The organism is Rosistilla ulvae (assembly GCF_007741475.1).
GTDB lineage: Bacteria > Planctomycetota > Planctomycetia > Pirellulales > Pirellulaceae > Rosistilla > Rosistilla ulvae.
Window position 1 is genome coordinate 7,086,195 of sequence record NZ_CP036261.1, and the last position, 26,360, is coordinate 7,112,554.

A 26,360-nucleotide genomic window follows, 5' to 3' on the forward strand; every position below is an offset into this window, starting at 1 on the left:
TCATTCCGCCAACCTTTGGCAATGAGGTCGCTTTGGAACTCGATCAGCTACGCAATTTCTTGAGGGTCGCCGAGTTTGGCAACTTCACCCGCGCTGCCGAAGCGATCGGACTCTCTCAACCGGCGCTCAGTCGTTCGATCGCGCGGCTCGAAGAGGAACTGGGGCAGCCGGTTTTTGAACGCCAACCACGGTTGATCGCGCTGACCGACGCGGGGCACATCCTGCAGGAGAGGGCTCGCCAGATCTTAGCGCTGGTCGACGACGTCCATCGCGAGATCACCGACGATGGCGAAACCGGGACGATCCGGCTGGCAGGCATCCCGACGATCGTCCCCTATTTCCTGCCGCCGCTGCTGCGCGAATTCGGCCAAGCCTGTCCCGAGGCGACGGTTCGCGTGCAGGAGGATACGACCGAGGTCCTGCTGAAACAGCTGGCCGATGGCGAGACCGACCTCGCGATCCTCGCTCGCCCGTTGGACGCGAAGTATCTAGATTTCGAAGACCTGTTCGAAGAGGAGCTGCTGCTGGTGATGTCGCCACAGCATCCGCTGCGCGACAAACCTCAGATCCACTTGACCGATCTCGATGCGATGCCGTTTGTGCTGTTAGGCGAAGCGCACTGCCTGACGCGAAACATCGTGCAATTCTGCCAGCAGAAGGCGATGCAGCCGGTCTCGGTCGAACGGACCAGCCAACTGGCATCGGTCCAGGAACTGGTGACGCTGGGACACGGGATCAGTTTGATCCCCGCGATGGCTCGGGCGTTGGACGCTTCGGATCGGCGGATCTACCGATCGCTCGCCGGCAACCAACCGACGCGTCAGATCGTGATGGCATGGAACCCGTATCGATTCCAGAGCAAGCTAGTGCTCCGCTTCCAAGAGTGCCTGCGGTCGTTCGTGCAGAACCATCCGCCCATGGCACCGGGGCACGAGAGTTAGAGGTCCCCATACGAGCACGAAGCGCAAGCGAGTGGATTTCCCTGTCACTCGCTTGCGCTTCGTGCTGGTATCATCGCGGAGTGAAGAGTTTTGTTAATCACTCGCTTGCGCTTCGTGCTGGTATCGTTTCACAGAGAATTGAGGATTCACTCGCTTGCGCTTCGCGCTCGTATTGCCAGGGAGGGTGAGAAAGCGGTCTCAGGCAATAAAAAAAGTGCACTCGCCAATCGACGAATGCACTCAGTATAAGGTTTAGAGATGTAATAAGTGGACATGCTGCCAAAGCCATCTCCAAGCTTTCGATTTCCCAATGTGTCGGAAAACCACTCAGCTGCTGTCCGAGGGAAATATTAGCGACCCACCGAACCATTGTCCACGCCAATGCGTATACATTGGCCGACAATCTGCAAACCACCCAAATTCGTGCGGCTTTCACGCCAGTTTTGCCCGACGCTTTGATCGCCATTGAGCTGGCAAAACTGCATTCAATGGCAAATCAGTCGACTTAGAGTCATCTGATGACGAGCGATTCCGGCGGTGAAAGAATATTTATTTTTATCGCCGACATCCTCGTTGGACAGCCAGATTTTGCAGCGAAACGCCATCTGCCGATCCGCAAGGGTGCCCATACCGACGCCCCGCCACGGATAAGCATTTGTTTTTAGCGGCCAGTCTGTTCGGTCTGCTGCATGATCGTCTCCAGCGATTTTGCTAGCACTTCCACCGCGGGGGGCTGCAGCATGTGAGCGTGGTCGCCTGGGACCTGGACGTTCCGCACTTCGGTGACATGCGACTGCCACCCCAGAGCGGTGTCGTCGAACAGGTTGCCGGTCCGCGCTTGTTCGGCGGGGCGGATCAGGGTCAGCGGACCATCAAACTTTGGGGCCCGATACGTGTGGACCGCTTTGACATTTGCTTGGAAGACTTGGTAGACGTTTTGGCCGTAATCGGAGGCTTCGTCCGGCACGATCCCCGCCTGAGCAGCTTGGCTGGTGAAGTAGGCCAGCTGTTCGGCTGGCGACTTTTTCCGCAATTCTTCCAACGAGAAATGAGCTTCGGCGCCGGGGAACAGAGCCATGATCAGCGGCAGGAAGTCCTCTTCGCTGAGCGTCGAGTTGTCGTCCATCAGCCCCGAATCGATCAGCCCCAGCATCCCGACCTCGCGTCCCATCGCTTTCAATTGACAAGCGACTTCGTACGCGATGTTCCCTCCCAGCGACCATCCGGTGACGTGCAACATTCCCTCGGGGCATTGCTGCTCGATCGCTTTCGCGTAATGCGCGGCCATCTCCTCCACCGTCTCTTGCGGTGGGTGGCTGCCGTCGACACCGACCGCCTGCAGTCCATAGACTGGGCGGTCTTGCGACAAGCTGCGGGCCAGGTCCAGGTAGCAGAAGACGGTTCCGCCGGCCGGATGGATGCAGAACAACGGGACGCCGGAGTCGCTGGTTCGCAGAGGGACCAGCGACGATGCGGTCATGGCCGATTCGGGGCGTCCGAGGATCGATGCCAGATGCGCCACCGTGGGGTCTTGGAAAAGAGCGGCTAGCGGGATCGCATGCCCGGCCAGGCGTTCGATCTCCGACATCATCCGGACCGCCAACATGCTGTGCCCGCCCAGTTCGAAGAAGTTGTCGACGCGGCCGATCGGACGAACATCCAACAGATCTTCCCAGATCCCCGCGATCAATCGTTCCTCGTCAGTCGCCGGTGGCTCAAATCCCGCGGCACCTTCCGGGCGTCCCGCCGGGGCGGGCAAGCGGTCTTTGTCCAGCTTGCCGTTGATCGTCCGTGGGATTTCGTTCAGCGTAACCACTGACGACGGGATCATGTATTGCGGCAGCCGATCCTTCAACGCATCGCGTACCTGTTTGGCAAACTGTTGTTGCGTCCGACTGGCCAACGGGTTGCTGGCGAATTGCCCAAGCCCATCCAGCCCGACCAGCGTGCCTGGAACCACAGGAGCCACCGCCGGCACCGATTCCGCCGTATTGATGGCCGCGTCGATCGTGACGTCGAAGGCTGCGGGATCGTCCACGTTCCAGGAGAGATTGACCGACCTGTCGAGCTCGGTCGCAAGTTTCCAGAATGTTTGCGGATGTTGCGTCGGGATCTCGCCGACCGATTGCTTCAGTTCGCCAACGCTTCGGTCCTCGACAAACCTGGCCAGTTTGTTTTGGATCGCGACGTCGCGGGCGACCCGCGCGTTGGGGACACCCTGCAGCACAAAAGCCTGCTGCGGCGATTGAGCCAACTGGCGCGAGAACGATTCGAAATCGAAGTCGTCTGTGAATTCGATCCGCTGCCGATCCTCGGCCGGCGTCGGTCGATCGAACTCCAGCACGACGTCGTACCGGAACCAGCTGAGTTCGTTTTCGGCGGTGGCATCTTTCAACTGGACCGTGACGCCGGTCAAGTTTTCGATTCGCGACTTGAGCGCCGCGAACAACCGTGGGTCGATCAACAGTTCCTCTTCGTGCTGGATCCGCGCCGCGACGCGGTCCCGCAGCGACTTGATCGACAGCGCGTCGGGAGCCTGTTGCAGTTCGATCGCCGTCGCCATCGCCGACTGCAGACGGTAGTTCCGCAGATCGCCCAGGAACATCCGTCCGCCGGGAGCCAGCAGACGCGAGGCCTGTTGGATGACGCGAGCCAGGTAGTCGACGCTGGGGAAATATTGGACGACCGAGTTGAGCACGATCAGATCGAAGCGGCGATCGGCCAGGTTTTCCAAATCGTCGGCCGGCTGATGGAACAATTCGACTTTGCCCGCCAATTCGGGACGGTTCTTCAACGCTTGCCGCACGTTTTCCAACGACGGAGCCAACAGATCGGTTCCGACGTACGAATCGCATTGGCCAGCGATCCGCAACAGAATCAGCCCCGTTCCGCAGCCGATCTCCAGCACGTTTTGAGGCTGCAGATCTTCGATTCGCCGCGCCGCCGCATCGGCCCACTCGACCATCTCATCGCCCGGAATTGGCTGTCCCGTAAACGTGCTGATCCAACCGGTGATGTTGAACTCGGGGTTCAGCACCGGTGGCGCGACGCGGTGCGCGTTGGTAAACAGATCGCTCCAACTGTCGACATGCGCGTGCTCGAGCGATTGCGCCGCGGAATCCTGTCTGTCGGCCGACTCGGGCACAACATAAGCGACCAGCTGTCCCGAATCAGCTTCGCCTCGCAGCACCACCGCCGCTTGGCGAACTTGTGGCAAACGCTCCAGTGCCGCCGCGATCTCGCCCGGTTCGATGCGGAAACCACGCAGACTGATCTGATCGTCGACGCGGCCAAGGAACTGCACCACGCCGTCGGGCAACCAGCGGCCCAGGTCGCCCGTCCGATACATCCGCGCCGTCGGATCGTCGACAAACGGATCGGGAACGTAGACCTTGGCTGTCAGTTCGGGTTGGTTCAAGTAGCCGCGACCGACGCCTCGGCCGCCGATGTAGATCTCTCCCGGCATCCCGATCGGCACCGGCTGGGCTTGCGGATCGAGAACATACATCCGCATGTTCCGCATCGGGCCACCAATCGGCGGCCGATCGTCGCTGCACGGATCGGGGATCAGCATCATCGACACGCCAACGGTCGCTTCGGTCGGTCCGTAGCCGTTGAACATCCGTCGGCCCGGCACCCAACGCCGCGCCAGTTCGCCGGTCAATTTGTCGCCAGCCGAAGCGACGATCTTCAAATTGGGAAGCTGATCGCTGTGCAGCATCGACAGCAGGGCAGGGGGAAACTTTGCCACGGTGACCTGTTCGTCTTGCAGCATCGCGGTCAACAGACGCGGATCGCGAATCGTATCGGCGTCGGCGATCACCAACGTCGCGCCGCTGAGCAGCGTTAGCAGGATCTCCGAAATCGCACCGTCGAAGCTTGGCGAAAAGCCATGCATCACGCGATCGCTGTCGGTAACTCCCATCCGTTCGATCTGAGCGAGGATGAAGTTGACGATCGTGCGATGTTCGATCTGCACCCCTTTGGAAACTCCGGTCGATCCGGAGGTGAAGATGATGTAGGCGCGGCTGGTCGCGGTGGCGCGTCCGGCCAGGTTCGCTTCGGCCGGCGCGGAGGCTGTGGATTCCAACAAGCCGGCGACGGTGGAACACGTGATCCCGGCAAACGTTAGCTCCGAACAGAGGTCTTCATCGGCAATGGTCAGCGTCGCCGCGACGTCGCCAACGACCGACGCGACCCGCGCGAAGGGGACTGCGGGATCGATCGGAACGTAGGTCCCGCCGGCTTTGAAAATGGCAAACATCGATGCGATCGCGTCGATCGATCGGGGCAACGCCACGACAACGGTCGCTTCGTCGCCGACGCCTCGGGCGACCAATGTCGCCGCCAATGCGTTGGCTCGCCGGTTCAGTTCGCCAAACGTGATCGAATCTCCCTGGGCCCGAACCGCAACCGTGTCGGGATCGGTCGCCGCGCGGAGATCGAAGTGTTCGTGCACCGTATGCGGCGGAACGAACTCCACGACGGGCGGGTTAAAATCGTCGATCACGCACCGCCGCTGCTGGGGCGAGACCGCTGGCAACAGATCGATGCCACAATCGGGATCGGCGACCGCAGCGGTCAACAGGACGGTAAAGCTGTCGATCAGTCGAGCGATCGTCTCGGGGCGGAACAGCCGCGTGCGGTATTCGACGTGACCGATCAACCGCTGCGTCTCTTCCCACAAGAAGAAGGTCAGGTCGTATTTAGCCGTTCCGTTGTCGATCGGAATTGGCTGGATCGTCGTCTGGCCGTGGTTGAAGTCGCGGGGCAGATTCTGCATCACCAAAGCGGATTGGAAGATCGGTGAATAGCTGCGGTCGCGTCGCGGAGCAAACTCTTCGACCATCCGCTCGAACGGCAGATCGGCGTGATCGTAGCCGCCCAAAGTGACCTGCCGGACATGATCTAACAGTTCGCGGAACGTCGGGTTGCCAGCGGTCTTGATCCGCAGCGGCAGCGTGCCGACGAAGAACCCGATCAACGCTTCGAGTTCCGGTTCGGTGCGGTTGGCCACGGCGGTTCCCAGCACGACGTCGCTCTGCCGCGCGAACCGCGACAGCAGTGTTGCTTGAGCTGCCAACAAGACCATGTACGGGGTGCACTGCATCGACTGGGCCAGCGCGTTGATCTGCAGCGTCAACGCCTGCGGCAGTTCCAACGGCAGCGTGGCCCCATCAAAATCTTGCGTCGCCGGCCGCGGGAAATCGGTCGGGAAGTCGAGGGCCATCGGAGCTCCGGCCAGCTGGGTTCGCCAGTATTCCAGCTGTTGCTCCATCCGCGATTCCGACATCGCCGAGTGTTGCCAATAGGCAAAGTCGGAGTACTGAATCGGCAGCGGTGGCAGGATCGACGCGTCGTCGATCGGCCGCGAGGGATCGGATTGGAAAGCGGCGTAGAAGGCCGCGATCTCTTTGAGCATCACGATCATCGACCAGCCGTCGGAGACGATGTGATGCATCACTAACAGCACGACATGTTCTTCCTCTGCGATCCGGTAGACGATCGCGCGGAACAGCGGCCCGGTCTCGATGTCGAACGACTCTCGGCTCTCCAGCGTCAGTTGTCGCGGAAGGTCTTCGAATTCGTCGACGAACCGCGGCTCGATCGCTAGCGTTTCGGCGACCCGCCGCTCCGGTTGGCCATCGACCAAGTGGTAGGTCGACCGTAGCGTTTCGTGGCGATCGACAATCGCCTGGATCGAACGCGCGAAGGCCTGCCGATCCAGCGGCCCCGTGATCCGCGCGGCCAGCGGCATGTTGTAAAACGGATCGTCCGGTTCCAGTCGATCGACGAACCACAACCGCTGTTCGGCCTGAGAGAGCAGCTGCGGCGCATCGGCGGGGCGCCGCGGGATCTTGGTCGTCGGAGCAGTTTGCGCCGGCCGACGCCGCGATTTTTCGAGCAGCATCTGTTCCAGGAGCGCACGTTTCTCGGGGCTCAGCTGCCGCAAGCGGTCTTGAAAATCGGGCATGACTAATTCAGGTCCGCGATGAAAATGTGAGTTCTGGTCGGTATTGCTAGCACGCTACTGGTCGACGTTCAGCCGCTGGGACGCGGCCGCCCGCATCCCGAACCGGCCGGCAATTGCAAGCATTGTCCAGGAAACCGCCCGGGCCGCCATCCCGGGCGAAGCGGCGGCGATCGACGCATCGGCTTCCAAAATAATCGGCACATCGCCGCTGAAGATCCGGTCCAATGTGGCGGCGGCTGACATGAGATCCGCCGCGAATCGCCGGGTCGCAGCGGCTGGTTGGAGTGCTTTTTCTGCTCATTGGGGCCGATCGTTCCCCGTCCGGCGTTTGGGGATCAATTGATTGGCGTAGGCCAATACGTCGACGGCGATGTCGGCGATGATCGTGCGTCCTTTGGCGAGCCAGGCGGCGGCAAACGCCCAGATCGCGATCCACTCCATCCAGAACAGGAAGTTGTAATCGTTGAGCGTTTGCTTCCATTGGCTATTCAAGACGAACAGGAATCCTCCCATCGTGACCAAGCTGATCAGGATCACGATCCCGCTGGCCCGGTAGATCCACCGTCGTTCCTGCAGGTGCGGTTCGGCTTCCCGCTGCGAATCGCGGGGAAAGTGGTACAGCGAATAGAAGGCGAGCGTCAGGAAGAAGACGCCGCCGCTGAACGTATGCAGGTACCCGGTCAGCGATTTCTGCACCAGCGGGTCGCTGTTGAAGTCCAGCGGAAAAAGCGCCACGCCGAGCGCCGAAGCACAGCCGAGGTTGGCGGTCCAGTTTTCGATCCAGTCATAACCGCGGTAGCAGTACAAAAAAATACCGATCGCGCACAGCGTGCCGACGAAGATGTCACGCATCCCGGTGTGATAGTAGCTGCTGATGTTGTGCTGAAACGGAATTCCAAACAGCCAGCCTCCAGGGCCCAGGACCAGCGGCAGCAGCAGCCCGCTGACACCGATCGCGCGGCGGATCGTCAGATAGGAGACGACCAGGACGTTGGTCTGGTCGGGATAATCGGGGATCACGTCAACGTACCGTAAGACTCGCGAACGACAGCTTGGCCGTAAGCGCGTTCCAAGCGGCGAATCGTGAAGTGGGCGCGGGCCAGGTCTTGGTAGTGGTCGATGAAGTAGCTGTTGATCAATGCGCCGCCAATCGCTCCGATCACGGGGATCGCTTGAGCTGCGATCTTTTCGCTGACAACGACGCCAAACCGCTTGCCGATCTGAGCCACTAGTTTGACCAACGGCGGGGCCGCGGAATCGGCGAAGCCGTTTTTCAGTACGTACTGCGAAGCGTCGCGAATCTGTTTGGCCATCGCCGCGCGAACTGCGAAGTATCCGATCTCGGTATCGTCGTCGACTTCCGACTTCGCTCCCGGATCCAGCGCGAAGACTTGCAGACAGGCCAGGCGGGATTCGACGCTCGACAAATCCTCCCCTTCGCTGCGAGCGATGTCGGCGACGCTGCGGAGGATCAACACCGTCGAGACGGGCAATTCGGCGGCGACCGTTGCGCCACCCATCGCGCCACCGGCGGCTCCGGATAGTCCGGCCAACAGTTTGTGCGTCAACAAGCGAGGTTTGCCCGTCTTGCCCGCGTCGTCACCGAGCGTGCGGAGAGCGACATCCAACGCGACGTTTAACGATTTGTCGATCGCAGCGTAGACAGCGTTTTCGGCGACGTCGGGCAACAGCCTCAGCGAAGCGGTGATCGGAGCTCCGATCATCTCGGTCAAACGGTCTGCGATCCCGTGGTGCTCCAGAATCCGCTTGGCTTCGCGGAGCTCGTCGGTTGCCGAATCGGGCAACCGGTTGTCGATTAGTTCATTTGTCATCGGAATCGCTTTCGATCCTAAGGCTACTGTTTTATTCATTTGATATTCACCGTTTATATCGGAAGTCGGCGGGGGCCTAATCGATGAACTTGCTGCGACGAACGGAAATCACCAGCAATAGGATCGCACCAACGATCGACCCGATCCAACCGCTCGATTGGACCGCGGAACCGCCCTGCAGCAAATACCCGATCGCCCCGCCGACAAAAGAGCCCGCAACGCCCAACATGATCGTGCGGAAGCAGCCCATCGGTTGCGTGCCGGGAACGAGGCTACGAGCTATCAAGCCGACGAGTAGCCCAAAGAAGATCCAGCCGATGATCGAGAACATAAAGGTTTCCTGTATGTGAAATTGCCACCCGGTCGAGCGTCGTAACGCAACCGGAACCAACTCGAACCGCAGCAATTCTCGTGCCACATCCGCTCAAGAATGCAAAGCCCGGGGGAGAGGTGCCAGTTCGGGCGACTCGCTTCTTCGCGCACCATGTGGGGAGAGAGGCTTCTTATTTGTCTCGCTCCCCTCGCCCCGTTTGGGGAGAGGGGCTGGGGGGTGAGGGGCTTTCTGGCGGTTGCTAGAAGCGATAGATCGCGGCGACGGCATGACCGCCGGGCATCGAATCGTTGGCTCCTCGCAGGACGGTTCCGCCATGACGCAGCGTTTGAATCACAACGAGATTCACCAGGTCGTCGACCGATTCCTTTTCGCAGACCATGACCGAATCGATCCGCCCATGCTTGGCGGCAAAGATGACTTCGGTGATGTCGCTCGATGCGAGCGATTGAGCCGCTGCGGCCCCGAAACGTTCTGCGAAGTCCGATTGTGCCTGCCCTGCGGGATCGGACATCGCGTCGCAGACCTGTTGGTTCAATTTCTCATCGCTCCACCGCGACGGGCTCCCGTCGACTTTGGCATCGATCGCCAGATCGGTAGTCGCTGCGAAGTGTCCGGTTACTTCTTTCGTGGCGACGACGACTAAAGGCAGGTTGGAGTTATAGACCGCGGAACTGACGAGGTCATCGACGCGCGTCAGATACTGCTGGCGATCGGCCCGGATTTTGTCCTCTCCCTCGCCGTGGCCGTGGAACATCGCCGTCGACGTGCCGGGCGTGTCGGCGACGCTGCGGTGGCTGGTGTTCTGCAGGTTCTCTTCGGGATCGCGAGGCAGCACCAGATCGTGAAACTTCGCCGGCAGCCCATCGGTTTCCACCAACTCCATCGACTCGCCATCGCATCGGTACAACTTCGCGTCATCCCAGGTGAGCGTCAGGGCGAAGCAGTGCCCATCGCGGCTGTGCTGCGGCGCCAGCGGGGACAAGAAAAACGAATCACCCACGCAGCTCCGTTCCTTCACGGAATGTGGCAATTGAAAAGCCCACAACTGGTCGGTCGTCAGATAGATCGCCAGCCCATCGGCCTGATGCTGCCAGAAGTCGGTCGTGGTTGATAATGACACAACGGGGTCGAGGATCGAACAGTCGTGGCCGGGCGATTTGAGTTGATCGGACGCTTGAGCGAGCAGATTTTTGAGCCGAATCGCAGCCTGTTGGACTTCGCGGCCGGTGCGGTGCGTCGGTAGCAGGATCGAAACGCAAGGGTCGGCGCAGACGTTCGCCAGCTCTTTCAGATCGCTTGCTTTCAGGGTGCGAAGGGTCGTCTCTTGGGTCGTCGTCGACATGAGTATCCTCGGGGCTGTGGTTTGCAAATTGGAATCAACTGGACTTGGGTAGCTGCAAACCGAATGCCGACCGACCGAACCATCGCGATCCCAACGAATTCAATTACATGCAACGTCTTGTCGAAAGACTAGAAATCGATCGCTCATGCGGGGATATTGAATATTGGCACGACAATCGCACGGGAGAGTCTTGCTAGCCGCTGCTGCCACGCGATTGAATGGCCTGTCTTTGACGGGCGTCGCTTTGCCGGAACGTCTTTCGAACTCGAGTCGCTGGGAAAACAAATGACCACATTGATTACTGGAGCCTCATCCGGCATCGGCTGGGAACTGGCCAAACAGTTTGCCGCCGGGGGAGACGACGTCGTGCTGGTCGCTCGCAGCGAAGAGAAGCTGCAAAAATTGGCGGTCGAGATTCGCGAGACGCATCGTGTCGCCGCGACCGTCATCCGCAGCGACTTCGCAGAAACCGATGGAGTCGATCGGTTGTGTGAGCGGCTGCGAACCGATGAGATCCAGATCGACACGCTCGTAAACAACGCTGGTTTTGGTGCGTTGGGGCGGTTTGCCGAACTGCCCGTCGACCGACAGACCGATATGTTGATGGTCAACGTCGTCGCGTTGACTCGTCTGACGCGGCTGTTGCTTCCCGCGATGTTGGCCACCGGCAAGGGAGGCATCTTGAACGTCGGTTCGATCGCCGCGTATCAAGCCGGTCCGAACATGTCGGTCTATTACGCCAGCAAAGCGTATGTGCTGTCGTTCACCGAAGGGCTTCGCGAGGAGCTTTCGGAGACGGGGCTGCACGTCACATGTCTCGAACCGGGGCCAACCGAGACAGGTTTCGGTGACGATTCGGGCATGGGCAAGCTGGACATGTTTAGTTCGGCGGCGATGTCGGCCGAGGATGTTGCCGCGGCGGGCTATCGCGGCTATCGAAAGAACGACGACGTCGTGATCCCCGGTTGGAAGAATCGGCTGATGGTGACATCGGCTGGCTTTCTGCCTCGCATCGCGACACGCAAACTTGTAGCGAAGATGCAGAGCGTCTCTCACGCTTCTTAATCCCAACCACCCAAAGGTGAATACCATGTCGATCGCAAGTATCAATCCCGCGACGAACCAGACGATCCACGAATTCGAACCGCTCAATAAAGATGCCGTGCTCGATGCGATCGAGGCTGCCGATCAGGCCTACCAATCGTGGCGAGAGACGACGTTTGCGGAGCGGCAGAGGTGTCTGTTGAAGTTCGCCGACCTGCTGCGAGCCGATGCCGACGAATATGCCCGGATGATCACCTTGGACATGGGCAAGCGGATCTCGGAGAGTCAGTACGAGATCGAATACTGTGCGAAGATCGCGGAGTTTTATGCCAACGGAGCCGAGCGTTTTCTGGCCGACCAACCGATGGAGGTCGCCGACGCCGATGCCTACATCCACTACGAACCGCTTGGCGTTTTGATGGGCGTGATGCCGTGGAACTTCCCGTTCTACCAAGTCGTCCGTTTCGCCACGCCGAACATCATGGCGGGCAATACGGTGTTGGTGAAACACGCCAGCAACGTCCCGCAGTGCGCTGCGGCGATCGAAGATCTGTACTCGCGCTGCGGATTGCCCGACGGCGTCTACACGAACCTGTTTATCCCGTCGGAGTTTGTGGAGATGATCGTCGCGGACCGGCGGGTCCAAGGCGTCTCGCTGACCGGCAGCGAACCGGCGGGCGCCGCGGTCGCGGCGCTGGCGGGGAAGAACCTAAAACGAAGCGTCTTGGAACTCGGCGGCAATGATCCGTTTATCGTCTTGGAGGACGCCGACCTCGAAAAAACTGTCGAACTGGCTGTCAAAGGGCGGATGGTCAACGCCGGTCAATCGTGCGTCGCGTCGAAACGTTTTATTGTTGTCGAAGCGGTTGCCGAACGCTTTTTGGAGGGCTTCAAAAAACAGCTCTCCACGCTTCAGATGGGCGACCCGATGGACGAGCAAACGACGCTCTCGCCACTGTCGACCGAATCGGCTGCTGTCAAACTGCAGCAACAGGTGCAATCGTCAATCGACGCCGGAGCGACTGTCGTGATCGGAGGCGATCGGCCCGATCGCGAAGGAGCTTACTTCAACCCGACGATCCTGACCGATGTCACGCCCGAGATGCCGACTTTCGATCAGGAACTGTTTGGTCCGGTTGCGACGGTCTATGTCGTCAAAGATGAAGCGGAAGCGATCGAGCTGGCGAATCGTTCGTCGTACGGTCTCGGCGGCAGCGTCTATACCGCCGACGTGCAACGCGGCCGACGCGTCGCCGAAAAGATCGAGACCGGGATGGTCTTCATCAACCAACCGACCAAGTCGCAAGCGGAACTTCCCTTTGGCGGAATCAAGAACTCCGGCTACGGTCGCGAACTGTCGCACTTGGGGATCTTGGAGTTTGTAAATAAGAAGTTGATTCACCTCGGCAAAAAGTGATTACGCCGCCGACGTCCGCCATTCCAACACATCACCCAACCTCTTGTATAACGGATACCTCGATGTCAACCAACGCCACGCAAGCCACGCGATCGCGACAGATCGAACTCGCTTCGCGTCCCGACGGGATGCCGACGAAAGCCAACTTCCAACTGAAGACAGCTGAATTGTCACCGATCGGCGAGGGGGAGTTCCTGGTCAAGAACCATTGGATGTCGGTCGATCCCTACATGCGAGGCCGGATGAAAGAGGGGAAAAGCTACGTGCCACCGTTCCAAATCGGCGAGCCGTTGGAAGGCGGATGTGTTGGCGAAGTGGTGGAATCGCGGCATCCGAAGTTCAAGACCGGGGCGATGGTGCTGGGCAACCTCGGTTGGCGGGAGTACTGGAAGTCCGACGGCGCGGGCGTCGTGGTTGTCGATGCTAAGCGAGCTCCGGCGCAGGCTTATCTTGGCGCGTTGGGAATGACGGGGATGACCGCCTGGGTCGGGCTGAACAAGATCGCCAAGTTGCAACCTGGCAGCACCGTTTTTGTCTCCGCCGCTTCGGGAGCTGTCGGATCGATCGTCTGCCAGTTGGCTAAAGCGAAAGACTGTCGGGTGATCGGCAGCGCTGGCAAGTCGGAGAAAATCGATTGGCTGCGCGAGCAGACCGGCATCGATGCTGTCATCAATTACAAACAGACCGATGATCTGGCAGGGGCTTTGGCGGAGCACGCTCCCGATGGCATCGACGTCTACTTCGACAACGTCGGTGGCGATCATCTGGAGGCAGCGATCGAGGTGATGAACGACTTTGGTTGCTGTGTCGAATGCGGAATGATCTCCACGTACAACGCGACCCAACCGCCTGTCGCGCCGCGGAATCTGTTTAAAGTGATCGCCAAACGCTTGCGAATGCAAGGCTTTATCGTCCGCGACCACATGGATGCCCAAGACGAATTCGTCGAGGAGATGTCCTCGTTGATCGAAGCCAAAAAAATAGTGTGGGAAGAGACGGTCAGCGAGGGGATCGAGCATGCACCGCAAGCGTTCATCGGCCTGTTCGAAGGAGAGAACCTGGGCAAACAACTGGTTCACATTGTTTGACCGCCCGGGTGCCACTGGCTCGGCCAGTGTTTTTTAACTTTTAAGCAGCACGGGCCAAGCCCGTGGCACCCCGAAGCATCTGTGATTCTCTACTGGCGATTGTCTTTGCAACCATCCGCCCGGGTGCCACTGGCTCGGCCAGTGCCTTTTTACGCAGCACGGGCTAAGCCCGTGGCACCCCGAAGCATCTGTGATTCTCAACCGGCGACTGTTCCTGCAACCATCCGCTTGGGTGCCACGGGCTCGGCCAGTGCTCTTACCCCTTACACAGCACGGGCTGAGCCCGTGGCACCCCGAAGCAGCAGTGATGCTCGACCAGCTGGCTGTTCTTGCAATCATCCGTCCGGGTGCCACTGGCTCGGCCGTGACATTTAGATCCTAAACAGCACGGGCTGAGCCCGTGGCACCCCGAAGCATCTGTGATTCTCAACCGGCGACTGTTCCTGCAACCATCCGCTTGGGTGCCACGGGCTCGGCCAGTGCTCTTACCCCTTACACAGCACGGGCTGAGCCCGTGGCACCCCGAAGCAGCAGTGATGCTCGACCAGCTGGCTGTTCTTGCAATCATCCGTCCGGGTGCCACTGGCTCGGCCGTGACATTTAGATCCTAAACAGCACGGGCCGAGCCCGTGCCACCCCGAAGCATCTGTGATTCTCAACCGGCGACTGTTCCTGCAACCTTCCGTCCGGGTGCCACTGGCTCCGCCAGTGCTCTTACCCCTTACACAGCACGGGCCGAGCCCGTGCCACCCCGAAGCATCTGTGATTCTCAACCGGCGACTGTTCCTGCAACCATCCGCTTGGGTGCCACTGGCTCGGCCAGTGCTCTTACCCCTTACACAGCACGGGCTGAGCCCGTGGCACCCCGAAGCAGTTGTGATGCTCGACCGGCAACGGTTCTCGCAACCTTCCGTCCGGGTGCCACTGGCTCCGCCAGTGCTCTTACCCCTTACACAGCACGGGCCGAGCCCGAAGCATCTGTGATTCTCAACCGGCGACTGTTTTGCAACCATCCGCCCGGGTGCACTTGCTCGGCCAGTGCCTTTCTACGCAGCACGGGCCAAGCCCGTGGCATCCCGAAGCATCTGTGATTCTCTACCGGCAAGTGTTTTAAACATCCACCTCGCACTTCAGCTAAACTGGGCGGACCGATGCGACTTCCCATAGGAATCGATCGGGTCCCGACTGGTTGATACGAATTTGCAGAGGCGAGACTGTGATGAGACTGCTTGCGATTGGAATCCTGCTGGGCTTGGCTCTCCCCGCGGTTGCGGAAAACGAACAGCCGAACTTCCTGTTCATCCTCGCCGACGATCTCGGTTGCAAGGATCTCAGCGGCGAAGGGAGCTCGTTTTACGAGACGCCGCGGATCGACAGCATCGCCAACGACGGGATGCGATTCACGCAGGGCTACGCTGCTTGCCAAGTCTGCAGCCCCTCGCGAGCGAGCATCATGTTGGGAACCTATCCGGCACGGCATGGGATCACTGATTGGATCGGTGCGGCCAGCGGGCTGAAGTGGCGGCGGAACGATCGTGTCTTGCCAGCCGAATACGAACACAACCTTCCACTGGACCAAACAACGGTCGCCGAAGCGCTACGCGACGCGGGCTACGCCACATTTTTTGCCGGCAAGTGGCATCTTGGTGGCGAGGGATCGATGCCCGAGGACCATGGCTTCGACATCAATCGCGGCGGCCATCATCGCGGCAGTCCGCCCGGCGGATTTTTCTCGCCGTACAAGAACCCAAAATTGACCGATGGCCCAGCCGGAGAATCGCTGCCGATCCGCTTGGCCGACGAAACAGCCGGCTTCATCCGCGATTCAGCCGACCGCCCCTTCTTCGCTTTCCTCTCGTTCTACAGCGTCCACGGCCCGATTCAAACGACGCCGGAACTGTGGAAAAAATATCGCGACAAAGTGATGGCTGGCGAACAGCCCGAAGAACGGTTTCTGATCGATCGCACGCTCCCCGTTCGCCAGGTGCAAGATTGTCCGATCTACGCCGGGATGATGGAGTCGATGGACAACGCCGTCGGCATCGTGTTGGACACGCTGCAGCAAACCGGACTCGACAAAAACACCGTCGTGATCTTCACCAGCGACAACGGCGGCGTCTCTTCAGGCGATGCCTTTGCCACATCGAACCTCCCTTTCCGCGGCGGCAAGGGACGGCAATGGGAAGGAGGCCTTCGCGAGCCGTTCTACATCAAAGCCCCGGGCATCACCGCGGCTGGCAGCCACTGTGACACGCCGGTGATCGGAACCGACTTCTACCCGACACTCCTGGAACTCGCCGGCCTCGCGTCGCCCAAAGGGATCGACGGCGTCAGCCTCGTGCCGTTGTTGCGCGGCCGATCGATCGAATCCCGACCGCTGTTTTGGCACTACCCGCACTACGGCAACCAAGGTGGCGAACCGTCGTCGATCATCCGCGACGGCGACTGGAAACTGATCCATTATTATGAAGATGGCCGCGACGAACTCTACCATCTCGCCGACGACATCGGAGAACAAACCGATCGAGCGACGAAGCAGCCCGAACTGGCGAGCCGATTACGAGTCCAATTGGATGCATGGCTCGAGGCGACAGGAGCTCGGATCCCCCAACCCGACCCACGTTTCGACGCGGCCAAGAAGGAACAGCAACAACAGCAGATCGAATCGAAACGCAAACCGGCGTTGGAACGTCAGCACGCCCGATTCCTCGCAGAAGATTTCCAACCGAACAAAGACTGGTGGGGATCGAAGGTAACTCGCGACTGAGAGACAGGGCGTTGTTGTCGTTGGGTTCCGCTGGGCGAAGCTCCAGCAATTTGCATTGTCCAGGCCAGCGGACTGAGCGTGGTGATTATCACGCGAACCCTGTAGATCCAGCTGCCCGACGATTTGCGTTGAAATCGAGATGGAATTGACAGACGGTGGTGTCGGGGTGCCGTTCGGCCCGGTGCCCCGACCCCGTGAGTCAAAAGGTGCAATTGCCCGAGTCGTCGGAGTTGTAATTTGAGCCGCATCTTGTTGGTGATACTCAAGGTTTGCCGGACGTTGAAACTTCGTCCCCCCAAAGCACTGGCAGAGCCAGTGGCACTCGCAACTGGATTGCTGTGAGAGCATTCGGGTTGCCACTGGGGTTGTTCGGAGGCGTCCACCAGGTTTGTCATGGGGGCACTGGCTCTGCCGGTGCGTCGGGTAGCCGCTTACCTGGACTGGGCTTGAGTGCCACTGGCTCTGCCAGTGCATCACGACCGAAGTGCTACGCTTGGCATCAGGGACCCACGATTCAACTTCGTCCATGTCGCTGCTGCTTGTCGGGGTCCAGCAGCCTGCCCACCCTCAATACTTTTCAAGATTGGCAACCCGCATCTCGTTGGCAGCACCAAAAGGTTTGCCGGACGTTGTGACTTCGTCCCCCCAAAGCACTGGCAGAGCCAGTGGCACACGCAATTGGATTGTATTGAGAGCTTTCGGGTTGCCACTGGGGTTGTTCGGAGGTGGCCACCAGGTTTGTCATGGGTGGCACTGGCTCTGCCGGTGTGTCGGGTAGCCGCTTACCTGGACTGGGCTTGAGTGCCACTGGCTCTGCCAGTGCATCACGACCGAAGTGCTACGCTTGGCATCGGGGACCAACGATTCAACTTCGTCCATGTCGCTGCTGCTTGTCGGGTCCAGCAGCCTGCCCACCCTCAATACTTTTCAAGATTGGCAACCCACATCTCGTTGGCAGCACCAATAGGTTTGCCGGACGTTGAGACTTCGTCCCCAAAGCACTGGCAGAGCCAGTGGCACACGCAACTGGATTGCAATGAGAGCTTTCGGGTTGCCACTGGGGTTGTTCGGAGGTGGCCACCAGGTTTGTCATGGGTGGCACTGGCTCTGCCGGTGTGTCGGGTAGCCACTTACCTGGACTGGCCCTGGGTGCCACTGGCTCTGCCAGTGCTTTGGGGACGAAGACTCAACATCCGGCAAACTCGCGTCTCCGATCTTTCCCCTCTGAACCAGATACCAACGCTGAAACCATCAACGGCGAGCCCGCTGCGGCGTATCTGGATGCCGTCGAAGCCGCTCCCCGGGCAAAAGAGATTGAAGGTGGGAAATAATCCGTGGTGAGAAATCTCAGTGGTTTTGAGCTTTGGGTTCCACAGGGCGAAGCTCAAGTGCGAATCGGGCTGCGTGGTTCAGATTGGCTGACTGGACCAGACATCTTCTGTGAGCTCTCAGGTGTCGATCGTTTACAGAAAAGATTCACCCCGACAAAGACGAAGACGTTGGCGGCGAGGCCCCAAGCGGAAGCGTGAACAGGGACATAGGTTTTGGCTTGCTGAACGATCGAGAGCAGGAAATCGAGCCCCGGATTCCCCAGCCAGAGGGCAAGGGGTGGGAAGAGCGAAGTGAAGAGGAAGGCGGTCAGCAAGCCAGCGATCAGCCCTAACGAGGCGGCGGTGCCGGTTCCCCGTCGCAGGAACAGCACGTCGATCGTCATGGGGAGAAGTTGAACACTGAAGGCAACCGCGAATAGCGCCAAGTCGACGATCATTTCCATGAAGCCCGAAATGCCACTCTCGGGACGACTGGCAATCAATACGACCAACAGCGAGGCCGTTGTCGCTGCCAAGATCACCAACCTCCCAACCCAAACGCGTTCCTGTTCGCCAGCCTGTGGCCGGATGAATCGATCGTAGATATCCCGGGTCACCAGAGCGCTTAATGCGTGTAGATTGCTATCTGCGGTACTCATCGCTGCGGCCATGATCGCGACAATTGTCAGAGACGCAAAGGCGACTCCGATGACTGGCCCCAACAGAGCTGGAAGATGATCGCGAAGGATGACCACAAGGATTTGGTCGTAGTTCTCAATCCCAGGTGCCGGCTGGATCCCTGCCTCGCTGATCTGCAGCGGATAGAGTGCTTGCCCTCCAAGCCCTACCAGCATGATGCCAAACATAAAGCAGCCCGTCAGCAGAATGATAAAGATCAAAGCACTCTTCTTCAGCGCGTCGCGGTCGCGCGCGGCGTAAAATCGCATCCACTGTGCCGGTTGAATGATTCCTCCGATCGGCATCAGGATGCAGACGCTAAAGAGCATCGGCAGCTGCCAAAATCCGCTATTGCCAGGCACCGTAAGCGAAGACTCGGGAAGGCTTGCGACGGCATCCCGGAAACCCGACAGGCCGCCGAGGCTAACGACCATCACGATGCCTGCGAGGATCATTCCCAAAACCAGCAGGATGCATTGCAATGCATCCGTCCACGCGACGCTGCGCATCCCACCGATCATGATGTAAAGGGCTGTAATGACAGCCAATACCGTGGTGCCTATTTCAAAGGCATGGTCATATTCGGAGAACAGAACCGATGCGAGTTCGCCGCCCGCTTTCAATTGCATGATGACGTAGGGAATCGCAAACAACACACCGACAAATGTAATGAGTGGACGCAAGAGCAAGTGGCTATCGTAGTGCTCGCAAAGCATATCTGCCTGGGTCACGTAACCGTGCTTGCGACCGGCTAGCCAAATTCGCGAGCCGAGCAGGTAAACACAGAAACCCGCGATGGGAACGTTGAGGCTTACCAACGCAAAGACAACTCCCTCGCGATAAACCATGCCTGGGGCCCCAAGCAAGGCAAAAGAGCTGAAGAAGGTCGCCATGATCGTCAAGGAGGAGATCATCCAGCTCTGACCTCTCCCGGCCAAATAGTAGTCCTCTTCTCCGGTTTTGCTGTGGCGGTATCCGACGAGTCCTATGAGCAGCAGGACGATCAAGTACACGATCAGGACCCCCAAAGGGATCCAACCAAGCGACTGGGTTTGCGTTGCGATGTGGGGAAGATCATTCATACGAAATCGTCCTCATCCGTGGTTTCGTCAGCCATTTCACCACGCCAAATCCATCGATACGAAACGATCGCCACCGCACACATCACGAAGTACCATCCGATACCCCAGGAGTAGACGAGGGGCAAGCCAAGGAACATCGAGGGTCGATTGACCAGCAAAACGCCGGGGCCAACCCCCATGAGTAATGCAAGAACAACGATCGCGGCCGCTAGAATGCTAAGCGTGCGGGAGGTTGTTGAGACGGGTTGGGGTTTCATTGGATACCGGTGGGTGAGATCGGGGCGGGGATGCTGGCGGCGACTAAACGCGCGGCACATTTGCCTGTTGCATCGCTTGAGACATCCAGGCATAACATTGCCGCGCCGATTCGATGGGTTGGTAACCGGGCTTGCCCCACACCATCCCACTCACTTCACAGTTCATGTCACCACGGTAACCGCCCGTATAGAACTGGCGAAACAGGTTTGGGAAATCGACATTCCCTGTAGCTCCCGGCAATAGAAAATCGACTTTGCCATCTCGCTGCCGTACGTCTTTCAAAGCAACATGCGCCGTGTAGGGCAACGCCGTTGCCACGGTTTCGTTTAACGGCATATCGCGGAACGCATAGTGGCTGTAGTCGTATACCATTCTCAAGTTGGGCGAATTGCCCAATTGCTGGATCAGCCAGGCAGCTTCGCTGGGACGGGACATCCCACCGCCGCGATGTGGTTTGACCGCGAGCACGATCTCATGTTCTTTGGCCGTCGCAAGCCAATCGCCAACGCGGTCGACATAAAAAGTGCGACGCTTATCCCAGTGCCCCCCACCGAGCGTGGTTTGAACCAAAGGCTTTTGGTTCGGCTGCCAAGCTTCCGCCAACTCAAACACTTGACTCAAGCGATCCAGATGCTTGCGATGCACTCGGTCATCATGACTCGGTTCAAGATGCTCCATCAACGAACTCAGGCGTAGTTGTTTTTCGAAGAGCTGCTTCCGAATCGCAGTGCGGCGTTTGGGCGGCATGTTTGCAGGAGCGGATTCCCAGTCGGGACGAACCGCGATTTCGATCGCATCAAAACCAATCTCGGCGATTGCATCGATGGCTTGTTCCGTCTTGAGAGACTTCATGCCATAGGTACTGAATCCCAACGTGCATCGAGTCGACGTGGCTTCCTCGCCCAGGCCCACACCTGGCAACGCTGCGATGGTGCCGGCCGCAGCGACTGCCCTCTGCAAAACATCGCGCCGCGATACAACGCGAGCATTGGCAGAGGATGCGATTTCCGTTTGCTGATTGCGGTTATGCATGAACTTGCTCATTGGATCCGTTGTCTTGAATCACTCGGGATTTTTCCAACGCGCTGAGGAACGGTTTAAAAATTAAGGCATAGTCGTGCCATGTTCGGCAGGAGATCAGGTTACCATCGATAACGCACGGCTCGTCGGCATAGACGCCACCGAACTGGGTGATGTCTAGGGCGCACTTGGCGACCGTCGTCGCTTTGCGGCCATTTAAGCAACCGGCGGCAGCGGCAAGCTCGACTCCGTGGCAGACCATCGCCACCGGTTTGTTCTCGTCAAAGAAGTGCTTGATGATTCGCAGCAGATCCTGGTCGTATCGCAAGTACTCTGGAGCCCTGCCGCCAGAAAGAAAGAGCCCATCGTAGTCTTTTGGCTTGATGTCGCTGAAAGCCTCCGTGGCACGGATGTGATAGGACGGCTGTTCCCGCGTGATGTCCCATGGCACGTTTTCCGCAGGAGGGATCTCATGCATTACTCCGTGGTAGGTGCGTGCCTCGGGACCCGCGACCACAACTTCAAAACACTCTTCCGAAAGACGGAAGATAGGGTACAGCGTGTCCATCATTTCGGTGCCGTCACCGATAGGCATTAAAATATTGCTTGCCATAGAATCTTCAATCGAGGGTCGTGATTAGTAATTAGGAATTAGCTTGAATGTCGAAGAGAGGTCGTGGGTGTTGCTTGTCGATCAAGTCAAGATTTGATCGACAACATGTCCGTGGACATCCGTGAGTCGAAAGTCTCGTCCGGCATGGCGGTAGGTCAGCCGTGTATGATCCAAGCCCATGATTCGTAGGATCGTGGCATGGAAGTCGTGGATGTGAACCATGTCCTCTTCCACTAAGTTCCCGATGTCATCCGATTGACCATGGATAACGCCCGGCTTGACGCCGCCTCCGGCCAACCAACACGAAAATGCCTGGGGATGGTGGCTGCGGCTCTTAGTTCCCTTGCCGTCTTGGGCCCAGGGAGTTCTGCCGAATTCAGTACAAAACACAACCAGTGTTTCTTCCAAGAGGCCGATGCGTTTGAGGTCGGAAATGAGAGCCGCGACAGGTTGATCAACACGTTTCGCGTATTTGGCGTGGCTCGCAATGTCACGGTGGGCGGCGTCCCAGTTGTCACTGCAACTGCCCACCGCATCGATGATTTCCACGAAACGCACACCTCGTTCGACCAATCGACGCGCCATGATGCATTGCGCAGCATACGACGTGACGTCTCCAGGTTTTGAGCCATAAAGATCAAGCGTTTCTTTCGATTCCTTCGAGAGGTCCAATGCCTCCGGAGCGGCTTGCTGCAGTCCGCGTGCAGACTGGGCGGCACCGATCCTTCCCGAAAGTTGGCCATCGTCGTGTCGTTGCTGGACGTGTTGTTGGTTCAGTTTTGCGAGGAGATCAAATTCAAATTCTCGAATCATGTCAGGATTCGGAGACTTTAAAAAAGGCAACGGTTCTTTGCCCGGTAAAATGCGCACGCCGCCGTGCAACGCTGGCAGGAAGTTTGCATCCCAGATCTGCGGGCCGTTGTAGGGGCGATGCTCCGACAACACGACGTGAGAAGGAAGTTGCGGGTTGAGGGACCCCAGGCCGTAACTTAACCACGCTCCGACACTGGGCATCGCGACAGACGTGCTCCCGGTATGAAGCTGAAGCGTTGCTTCCCCGTGGTCTCGGTGGTCGCTGTTCATCGAACGGATCAACGCCGCTTCGTGCATGATCTCGCGGATATGAGGAAACAGATCGCTCACTTCGGTACCGCAGTCTTTGTTCGGACGGAACTTCCACGAAGCAGCCTTCAGAAACCGATCGACCTTTGGCATTCCCGAAACCGTGCTCTCGGATTCAAGGCCGATAGAACGATCGTGCTCGCGCGCCAGGAGTGGCTTGGGGTCGAACGTATCGACGTGTGAAAATCCCCCGGACATGTAAAGGACGATTACATGTTTGGCCTTGGCAGGGAAGTGCTGAATCGATTGGTCTCGATTGGCGGCCAGCACCTGAGTCGATGTGCCTCCAGAACCTAGCGCAGCACATGCCGTTAATCCACAGCGAAGGGCTGAACGACGACTGAGTGAGAATGAGTTGGGTTTCATGTTTGCTTTACTCCACATGCAGGAACTCGTTGCTGGCGAAGAGCGATTTGGCGACGGCCGTCCATGCCGATCGACGTGCCTCTTGCGAGTCGTTCGAACCCGATTCGAGAATTTGAGTTGTGAGTGCCTGCACTTGTTGTGTCACGATATCGACTTCTGCGGCTGTGGGGCCTCTTCCGTAGACGCTCTGGTACGCGAGCTCGATGGTCTCCGGTGAGCGTGGCGCTGCACGAACGATCTTTGCCGCGAAGGCCTCGGCCTGCTCCTGCACGAAAGGTGAATTCAGCAAGAAGAGAACCTGGGTTGGAAAGGCCGAAATCGTCCTCTTCTCGGTCGATTGATTGCGATCTGGGCCATCGAACAATGTGAAGAGCGGTTGTCTGAACAATCGCTGCGTCATGAGATAGACAGTGCGGCGATTGCTGGGATACTCTGCCTTGAACGGATTATTCAAGGAATACGACCGGGACTTCCAATGAGGGAAAGGGAATGCTTCTCCGCGGCTATGGTCAAGCTTGCCACTGATTGCGAGCATGGAGTCTCGGATGACTTCGGCCTCAAGCCTTCGTCGAGAGTATCTCGCTAAATAGACATTGTCGGCATCTTCCTGAAGGCTTTCGTCGGTCGTTTGGCTCGAAAGCTGGTAGGCCCTCGAAAGCATGATGCGACGGTGCAGCGTTTTGAGTGACCAGTTGTCCGTTTCGACGAAGGTGTTGGCCAGGTAGTCCAGCAGTTGCGGATGCGAGGGGAGATCTCCTTTAACGCCGAAATTGCTACTCGTTCCCACCAGCCCGCGACCAAAGTGGTATTGCCAAACCCGGTTCACGATGACACGAGGAGTCAATGGATGATCCGAAGAGGTCAACCATTGGGCCAGTTCAAGTCGTCCCGAGCCTTGCCATTGGGAAGAGTCGCCCTGTTTTTCGGTTAGCACCAAGGGGAATCGTCGCGAAACGACGCGGCCGAGTTGCTCGGGATTGCCTCGCAGGTGCAGTTTGGAATCGGTGGCCTTCCCTTCACTCACAGCAAACACGGCTTCGGTGGGCGGATTATCGGCGAGTCGGTTTTTCTCGCGATTGATCCAGCCGATGCCGTGCAACATGAGTTCGCGAAACGCTCCAACGCGAAATGCAAGAAGCGAATCACGCCGCTCTTCCAGTTTGCTTCGCTGGTCATCTGACAGGCTGGCATCTTTCAGTTGCTTCGAGACCTTCTCAAATTCTTTGAGCGTTGGTTTCAGCCAGGGGCGGTTCTTGTTGTTGATTTGATAGTAGTAGCGTTCCAGCGTCCTGTAGTAGCGATCGAGTTCCGCTCGCAATTCGGGATCGGGGACCGCGGGGGACAATGACGCTGGCGACTTCTGGTTGGAAGCTCCCATGGTCGGGTAGCGCGTGCTCTCGAAGATTCCATACAGACCAAAATAGTCCGACTGCAAAATGGGATCGAACTTGTGATCGTGGCAACGCGCACATCGTATCGTGACACCCAACACGCCTCGGCCGAGCGTATCGATCGTGTCTTCAATCATCAGATGCGCGTCATCATATTTCGTATTGCCGAATCGTCGCGAGAGTGCCAGGAACCCTGTCGCAACCATCATCCCTCGCGCCTCTTCCTCACTGTCAGCGTCTATTGCTAAAAGGTCACCCGCCAGTTGAGCTTGAATGAAGCGGTCGTAAGGCATGTCCGCGTTCAGAGCGTCGATGACCCAGTTGCGATAGAGGTAGGCCGTCGGGATGGGAAAGTCGCCGACATCCCCTTGGGTGTCAGCGTACCGAGCGATATCCAGCCAATGACGTCCCCAGCGTTCTCCATAGTGACGCGAAGCGAGCAAGCGATCGACCACACGCTCGAAAGCCTGGCCCGAGTTGTCGTTGAGGAATGCTTCGACCTCTTCAGGCGTTGGAGGAAGTCCCGTCAGATCGAGAGTTGCCCGGCGCACCAAAGTTCTCTTGTCTGTGACACCATTGGGTTCGATCTGCTGTTCCAACATTTCGGTGAATAGAAAGCGATCGATGGCCGTCCGATTCCAATCCGGATCCTCGACATTTGGCGGGTCCGGACGCGTGCGAGCCTGAAAGGCCCAGTGGTCCGACTCCACTTTTTCTTCTCCAACTTCGGAGAGCGACATTTCCGCCTCACGAACGACGTCGCCTGATGGCCAGTAGGCTCCATCGTCAATCCAACGTCGTAGATCATCGATTTCGAGCTTGGTCAGTCGGTCGCCTTCGTCGGGTGGCATCTTCAAGGCTTTGTGGTTCCACTGGACCGCTTGGATCAACAGGCTTTCACTCCCTTTGCCTGGGATCACGGCGGGGCCAAAATCAGCACCGCGCAAGAGAGCGCCGCGTGAATTGAACGCCAAGGGGGATTCAGAGAATTCGTCGCCGGAGTGACAGTCGGTGCATCTGTCGATAAGCAACGGGCGAATCTTCGCTTCGAAGAAGTGCTCTTTCTCGGCGTCAAGCTCCTCGGCCGTCGGAACCTTGGGATCCTTGTTCTCACGAAAGTGTTGCCGGACCTCGTCTGAATTCAATGCGACCGGAAGTAAAGCAACATCGTCGATAGCACCGCGCCAGGGAGCGTTGGCAAGGTGACTGTTGCCAAAAATCAGCTGTCCGTGATGCCGAATCGCACCCACGTCTTCTGGCAACCGTTGTTCGTCAATAAGCTCTCCGTCACGATAGCCGCGAATGCTCCATTGCCCCAAGTCGTCCGACGATCGGTCGACCACCACGGCATAGTGATGCCATTGTCGATCCCCTTCGCCGTTGGGCTTGAGGGCAGGAATCTCTACGCCCGACTGACGTCCTTCGATATCTACGATCCGAAACCGATAACTTCCATCCTGCCGGGCACGGTAAAACCACATGGAATTACTGGTGAATTGCTTGTGGTCGACATAGTAGAGGAGTGCGTAGTTCGTCTTTCCATCGGGAGAAGGTGCCGAGTCGTAGATCCATGCCTGCCATGTGAACGAACCATCCAACAAACTTTCCATCGCCTGCCGGGCTGGATCTTCCAAAGGAATTTCTACACGCGAGCGACTGTCGCCTGAGGAAAATTCGATGACCGACGGACGTCCCGCAAATCCACTCGGTGCAGAAGCGATTTCGTCGCGAGAGTGGCCAGCGAGTTGCCAGGGTCCTGCGTCATGAAACATTCGTTTGTT

Annotated in this window: 19 protein-coding genes; 6 read left to right on the top strand and 13 right to left on the bottom strand. The window is 58.5% G+C overall.

The window, feature by feature from the left end; all coding sequences use genetic code 11:
• Positions 1-32: 32 nt before the first annotated feature.
• Positions 33-941 (top strand): LysR family transcriptional regulator, encoded by a 909-nt coding sequence (locus EC9_RS24955; protein ID WP_145349343.1) that lies wholly within the window; start codon positions 33-35, stop codon positions 939-941.
• Positions 942-1,459: 518 nt separating this feature from the next.
• Positions 1,460-1,606 (top strand): hypothetical protein, encoded by a 147-nt coding sequence (locus EC9_RS26795; protein ID WP_218934423.1) that lies wholly within the window; start codon positions 1,460-1,462, stop codon positions 1,604-1,606.
• On the opposite strand, the gene EC9_RS24960 is transcribed toward EC9_RS26795, so the two are convergent.
• From EC9_RS24960 to EC9_RS24985, 6 genes are all read right to left on the bottom strand, one after another.
• Positions 1,603-6,915 carry a non-ribosomal peptide synthetase gene (locus EC9_RS24960; protein ID WP_246105868.1) on the bottom strand — a complete coding sequence of 1,771 codons (5,313 nt, stop codon included), beginning with the start codon at positions 6,913-6,915 and terminating at the stop codon, positions 1,603-1,605. The genes EC9_RS26795 and EC9_RS24960 overlap by 4 nt on opposite strands.
• 54 nt (positions 6,916-6,969) lie before the next feature.
• The gene (locus tag EC9_RS24965; protein ID WP_145348706.1) at positions 6,970-7,158 is read right to left on the bottom strand and encodes a hypothetical protein; all 189 of its coding nucleotides are present in this window, start codon (positions 7,156-7,158) and stop codon (positions 6,970-6,972) included.
• A 54-nt stretch (positions 7,159-7,212) separates the two neighbouring features.
• The gene (locus tag EC9_RS24970; RefSeq protein WP_145348707.1) at positions 7,213-7,935 is read right to left on the bottom strand and encodes a hypothetical protein; all 723 of its coding nucleotides are present in this window, start codon (positions 7,933-7,935) and stop codon (positions 7,213-7,215) included.
• Positions 7,932-8,747, bottom strand: coding sequence for an EcsC family protein (locus tag EC9_RS24975; protein WP_145348708.1), 816 nt, complete (start codon positions 8,745-8,747; stop codon positions 7,932-7,934). Before EC9_RS24975 ends, EC9_RS24970 begins: the two co-directional genes overlap by 4 nt.
• Before the next feature lie 76 nt (positions 8,748-8,823).
• Entirely contained in the window at positions 8,824-9,078 is a 255-nt protein-coding gene (locus EC9_RS24980; RefSeq protein WP_145348709.1) for a GlsB/YeaQ/YmgE family stress response membrane protein, read from the bottom strand.
• A gap of 241 nt (positions 9,079-9,319) precedes the next feature.
• Positions 9,320-10,423, bottom strand: coding sequence for a baeRF3 domain-containing protein (locus tag EC9_RS24985; RefSeq protein WP_145348710.1), 1,104 nt, complete (start codon positions 10,421-10,423; stop codon positions 9,320-9,322).
• Between the two features lie 285 nt (positions 10,424-10,708).
• Here EC9_RS24985 and EC9_RS24990 point away from each other — a divergent pair, with 285 nt between their 5' ends.
• The 4 genes from EC9_RS24990 to EC9_RS25005 all read left to right on the top strand — a co-directional run bounded on the left by EC9_RS24990 (position 10,709) and on the right by EC9_RS25005 (position 16,739).
• Entirely contained in the window at positions 10,709-11,488 is a 780-nt protein-coding gene (locus tag EC9_RS24990) for an SDR family NAD(P)-dependent oxidoreductase (protein WP_145348711.1), read from the top strand.
• A 25-nt stretch (positions 11,489-11,513) separates the two neighbouring features.
• The gene (locus EC9_RS24995; RefSeq protein WP_145348712.1) at positions 11,514-12,884 is read left to right on the top strand and encodes an NAD-dependent succinate-semialdehyde dehydrogenase; all 1,371 of its coding nucleotides are present in this window, start codon (positions 11,514-11,516) and stop codon (positions 12,882-12,884) included.
• A gap of 62 nt (positions 12,885-12,946) precedes the next feature.
• The gene (locus tag EC9_RS25000; RefSeq protein WP_145348713.1) at positions 12,947-13,972 is read left to right on the top strand and encodes an NADP-dependent oxidoreductase; all 1,026 of its coding nucleotides are present in this window, start codon (positions 12,947-12,949) and stop codon (positions 13,970-13,972) included.
• A gap of 1,219 nt (positions 13,973-15,191) precedes the next feature.
• Positions 15,192-16,739: a sulfatase gene (locus EC9_RS25005; RefSeq protein ID WP_145348714.1), complete on the top strand. Its 1,548-nt coding sequence runs from the start codon at positions 15,192-15,194 to the stop codon at positions 16,737-16,739.
• Positions 16,740-17,480: 741 nt separating this feature from the next.
• On the opposite strand, the gene EC9_RS26800 is transcribed toward EC9_RS25005, so the two are convergent.
• From EC9_RS26800 to EC9_RS25030, 7 genes are all read right to left on the bottom strand, one after another.
• Positions 17,481-17,618: a hypothetical protein gene (locus EC9_RS26800; protein WP_218934424.1), complete on the bottom strand. Its 138-nt coding sequence runs from the start codon at positions 17,616-17,618 to the stop codon at positions 17,481-17,483.
• A gap of 505 nt (positions 17,619-18,123) precedes the next feature.
• Entirely contained in the window at positions 18,124-19,740 is a 1,617-nt protein-coding gene (locus tag EC9_RS25010; RefSeq protein WP_218934425.1) for a sodium:solute symporter family protein, read from the bottom strand.
• Positions 19,741-19,805: 65 nt separating this feature from the next.
• Positions 19,806-20,066 carry a hypothetical protein gene (locus EC9_RS26805; RefSeq protein ID WP_218934426.1) on the bottom strand — a complete coding sequence of 87 codons (261 nt, stop codon included), beginning with the start codon at positions 20,064-20,066 and terminating at the stop codon, positions 19,806-19,808.
• Between the two features lie 43 nt (positions 20,067-20,109).
• A complete protein-coding gene (locus tag EC9_RS25015; RefSeq protein WP_218934427.1) occupies positions 20,110-20,919 on the bottom strand; it encodes a sugar phosphate isomerase/epimerase family protein in 810 nt (269 codons plus the stop codon).
• A 172-nt stretch (positions 20,920-21,091) separates the two neighbouring features.
• Positions 21,092-21,700, bottom strand: coding sequence for a DJ-1/PfpI family protein (locus EC9_RS25020; protein ID WP_145348717.1), 609 nt, complete (start codon positions 21,698-21,700; stop codon positions 21,092-21,094).
• A gap of 81 nt (positions 21,701-21,781) precedes the next feature.
• Positions 21,782-23,206: a DUF1501 domain-containing protein gene (locus EC9_RS25025; protein ID WP_218934428.1), complete on the bottom strand. Its 1,425-nt coding sequence runs from the start codon at positions 23,204-23,206 to the stop codon at positions 21,782-21,784.
• Positions 23,196-26,351 carry a DUF1553 domain-containing protein gene (locus tag EC9_RS25030; RefSeq protein ID WP_218934429.1) on the bottom strand — a complete coding sequence of 1,052 codons (3,156 nt, stop codon included), beginning with the start codon at positions 26,349-26,351 and terminating at the stop codon, positions 23,196-23,198. The genes EC9_RS25025 and EC9_RS25030 overlap by 11 nt, the downstream gene beginning before the upstream one ends.
• Between the last annotated feature and the right edge of the window lie 9 nt (positions 26,352-26,360).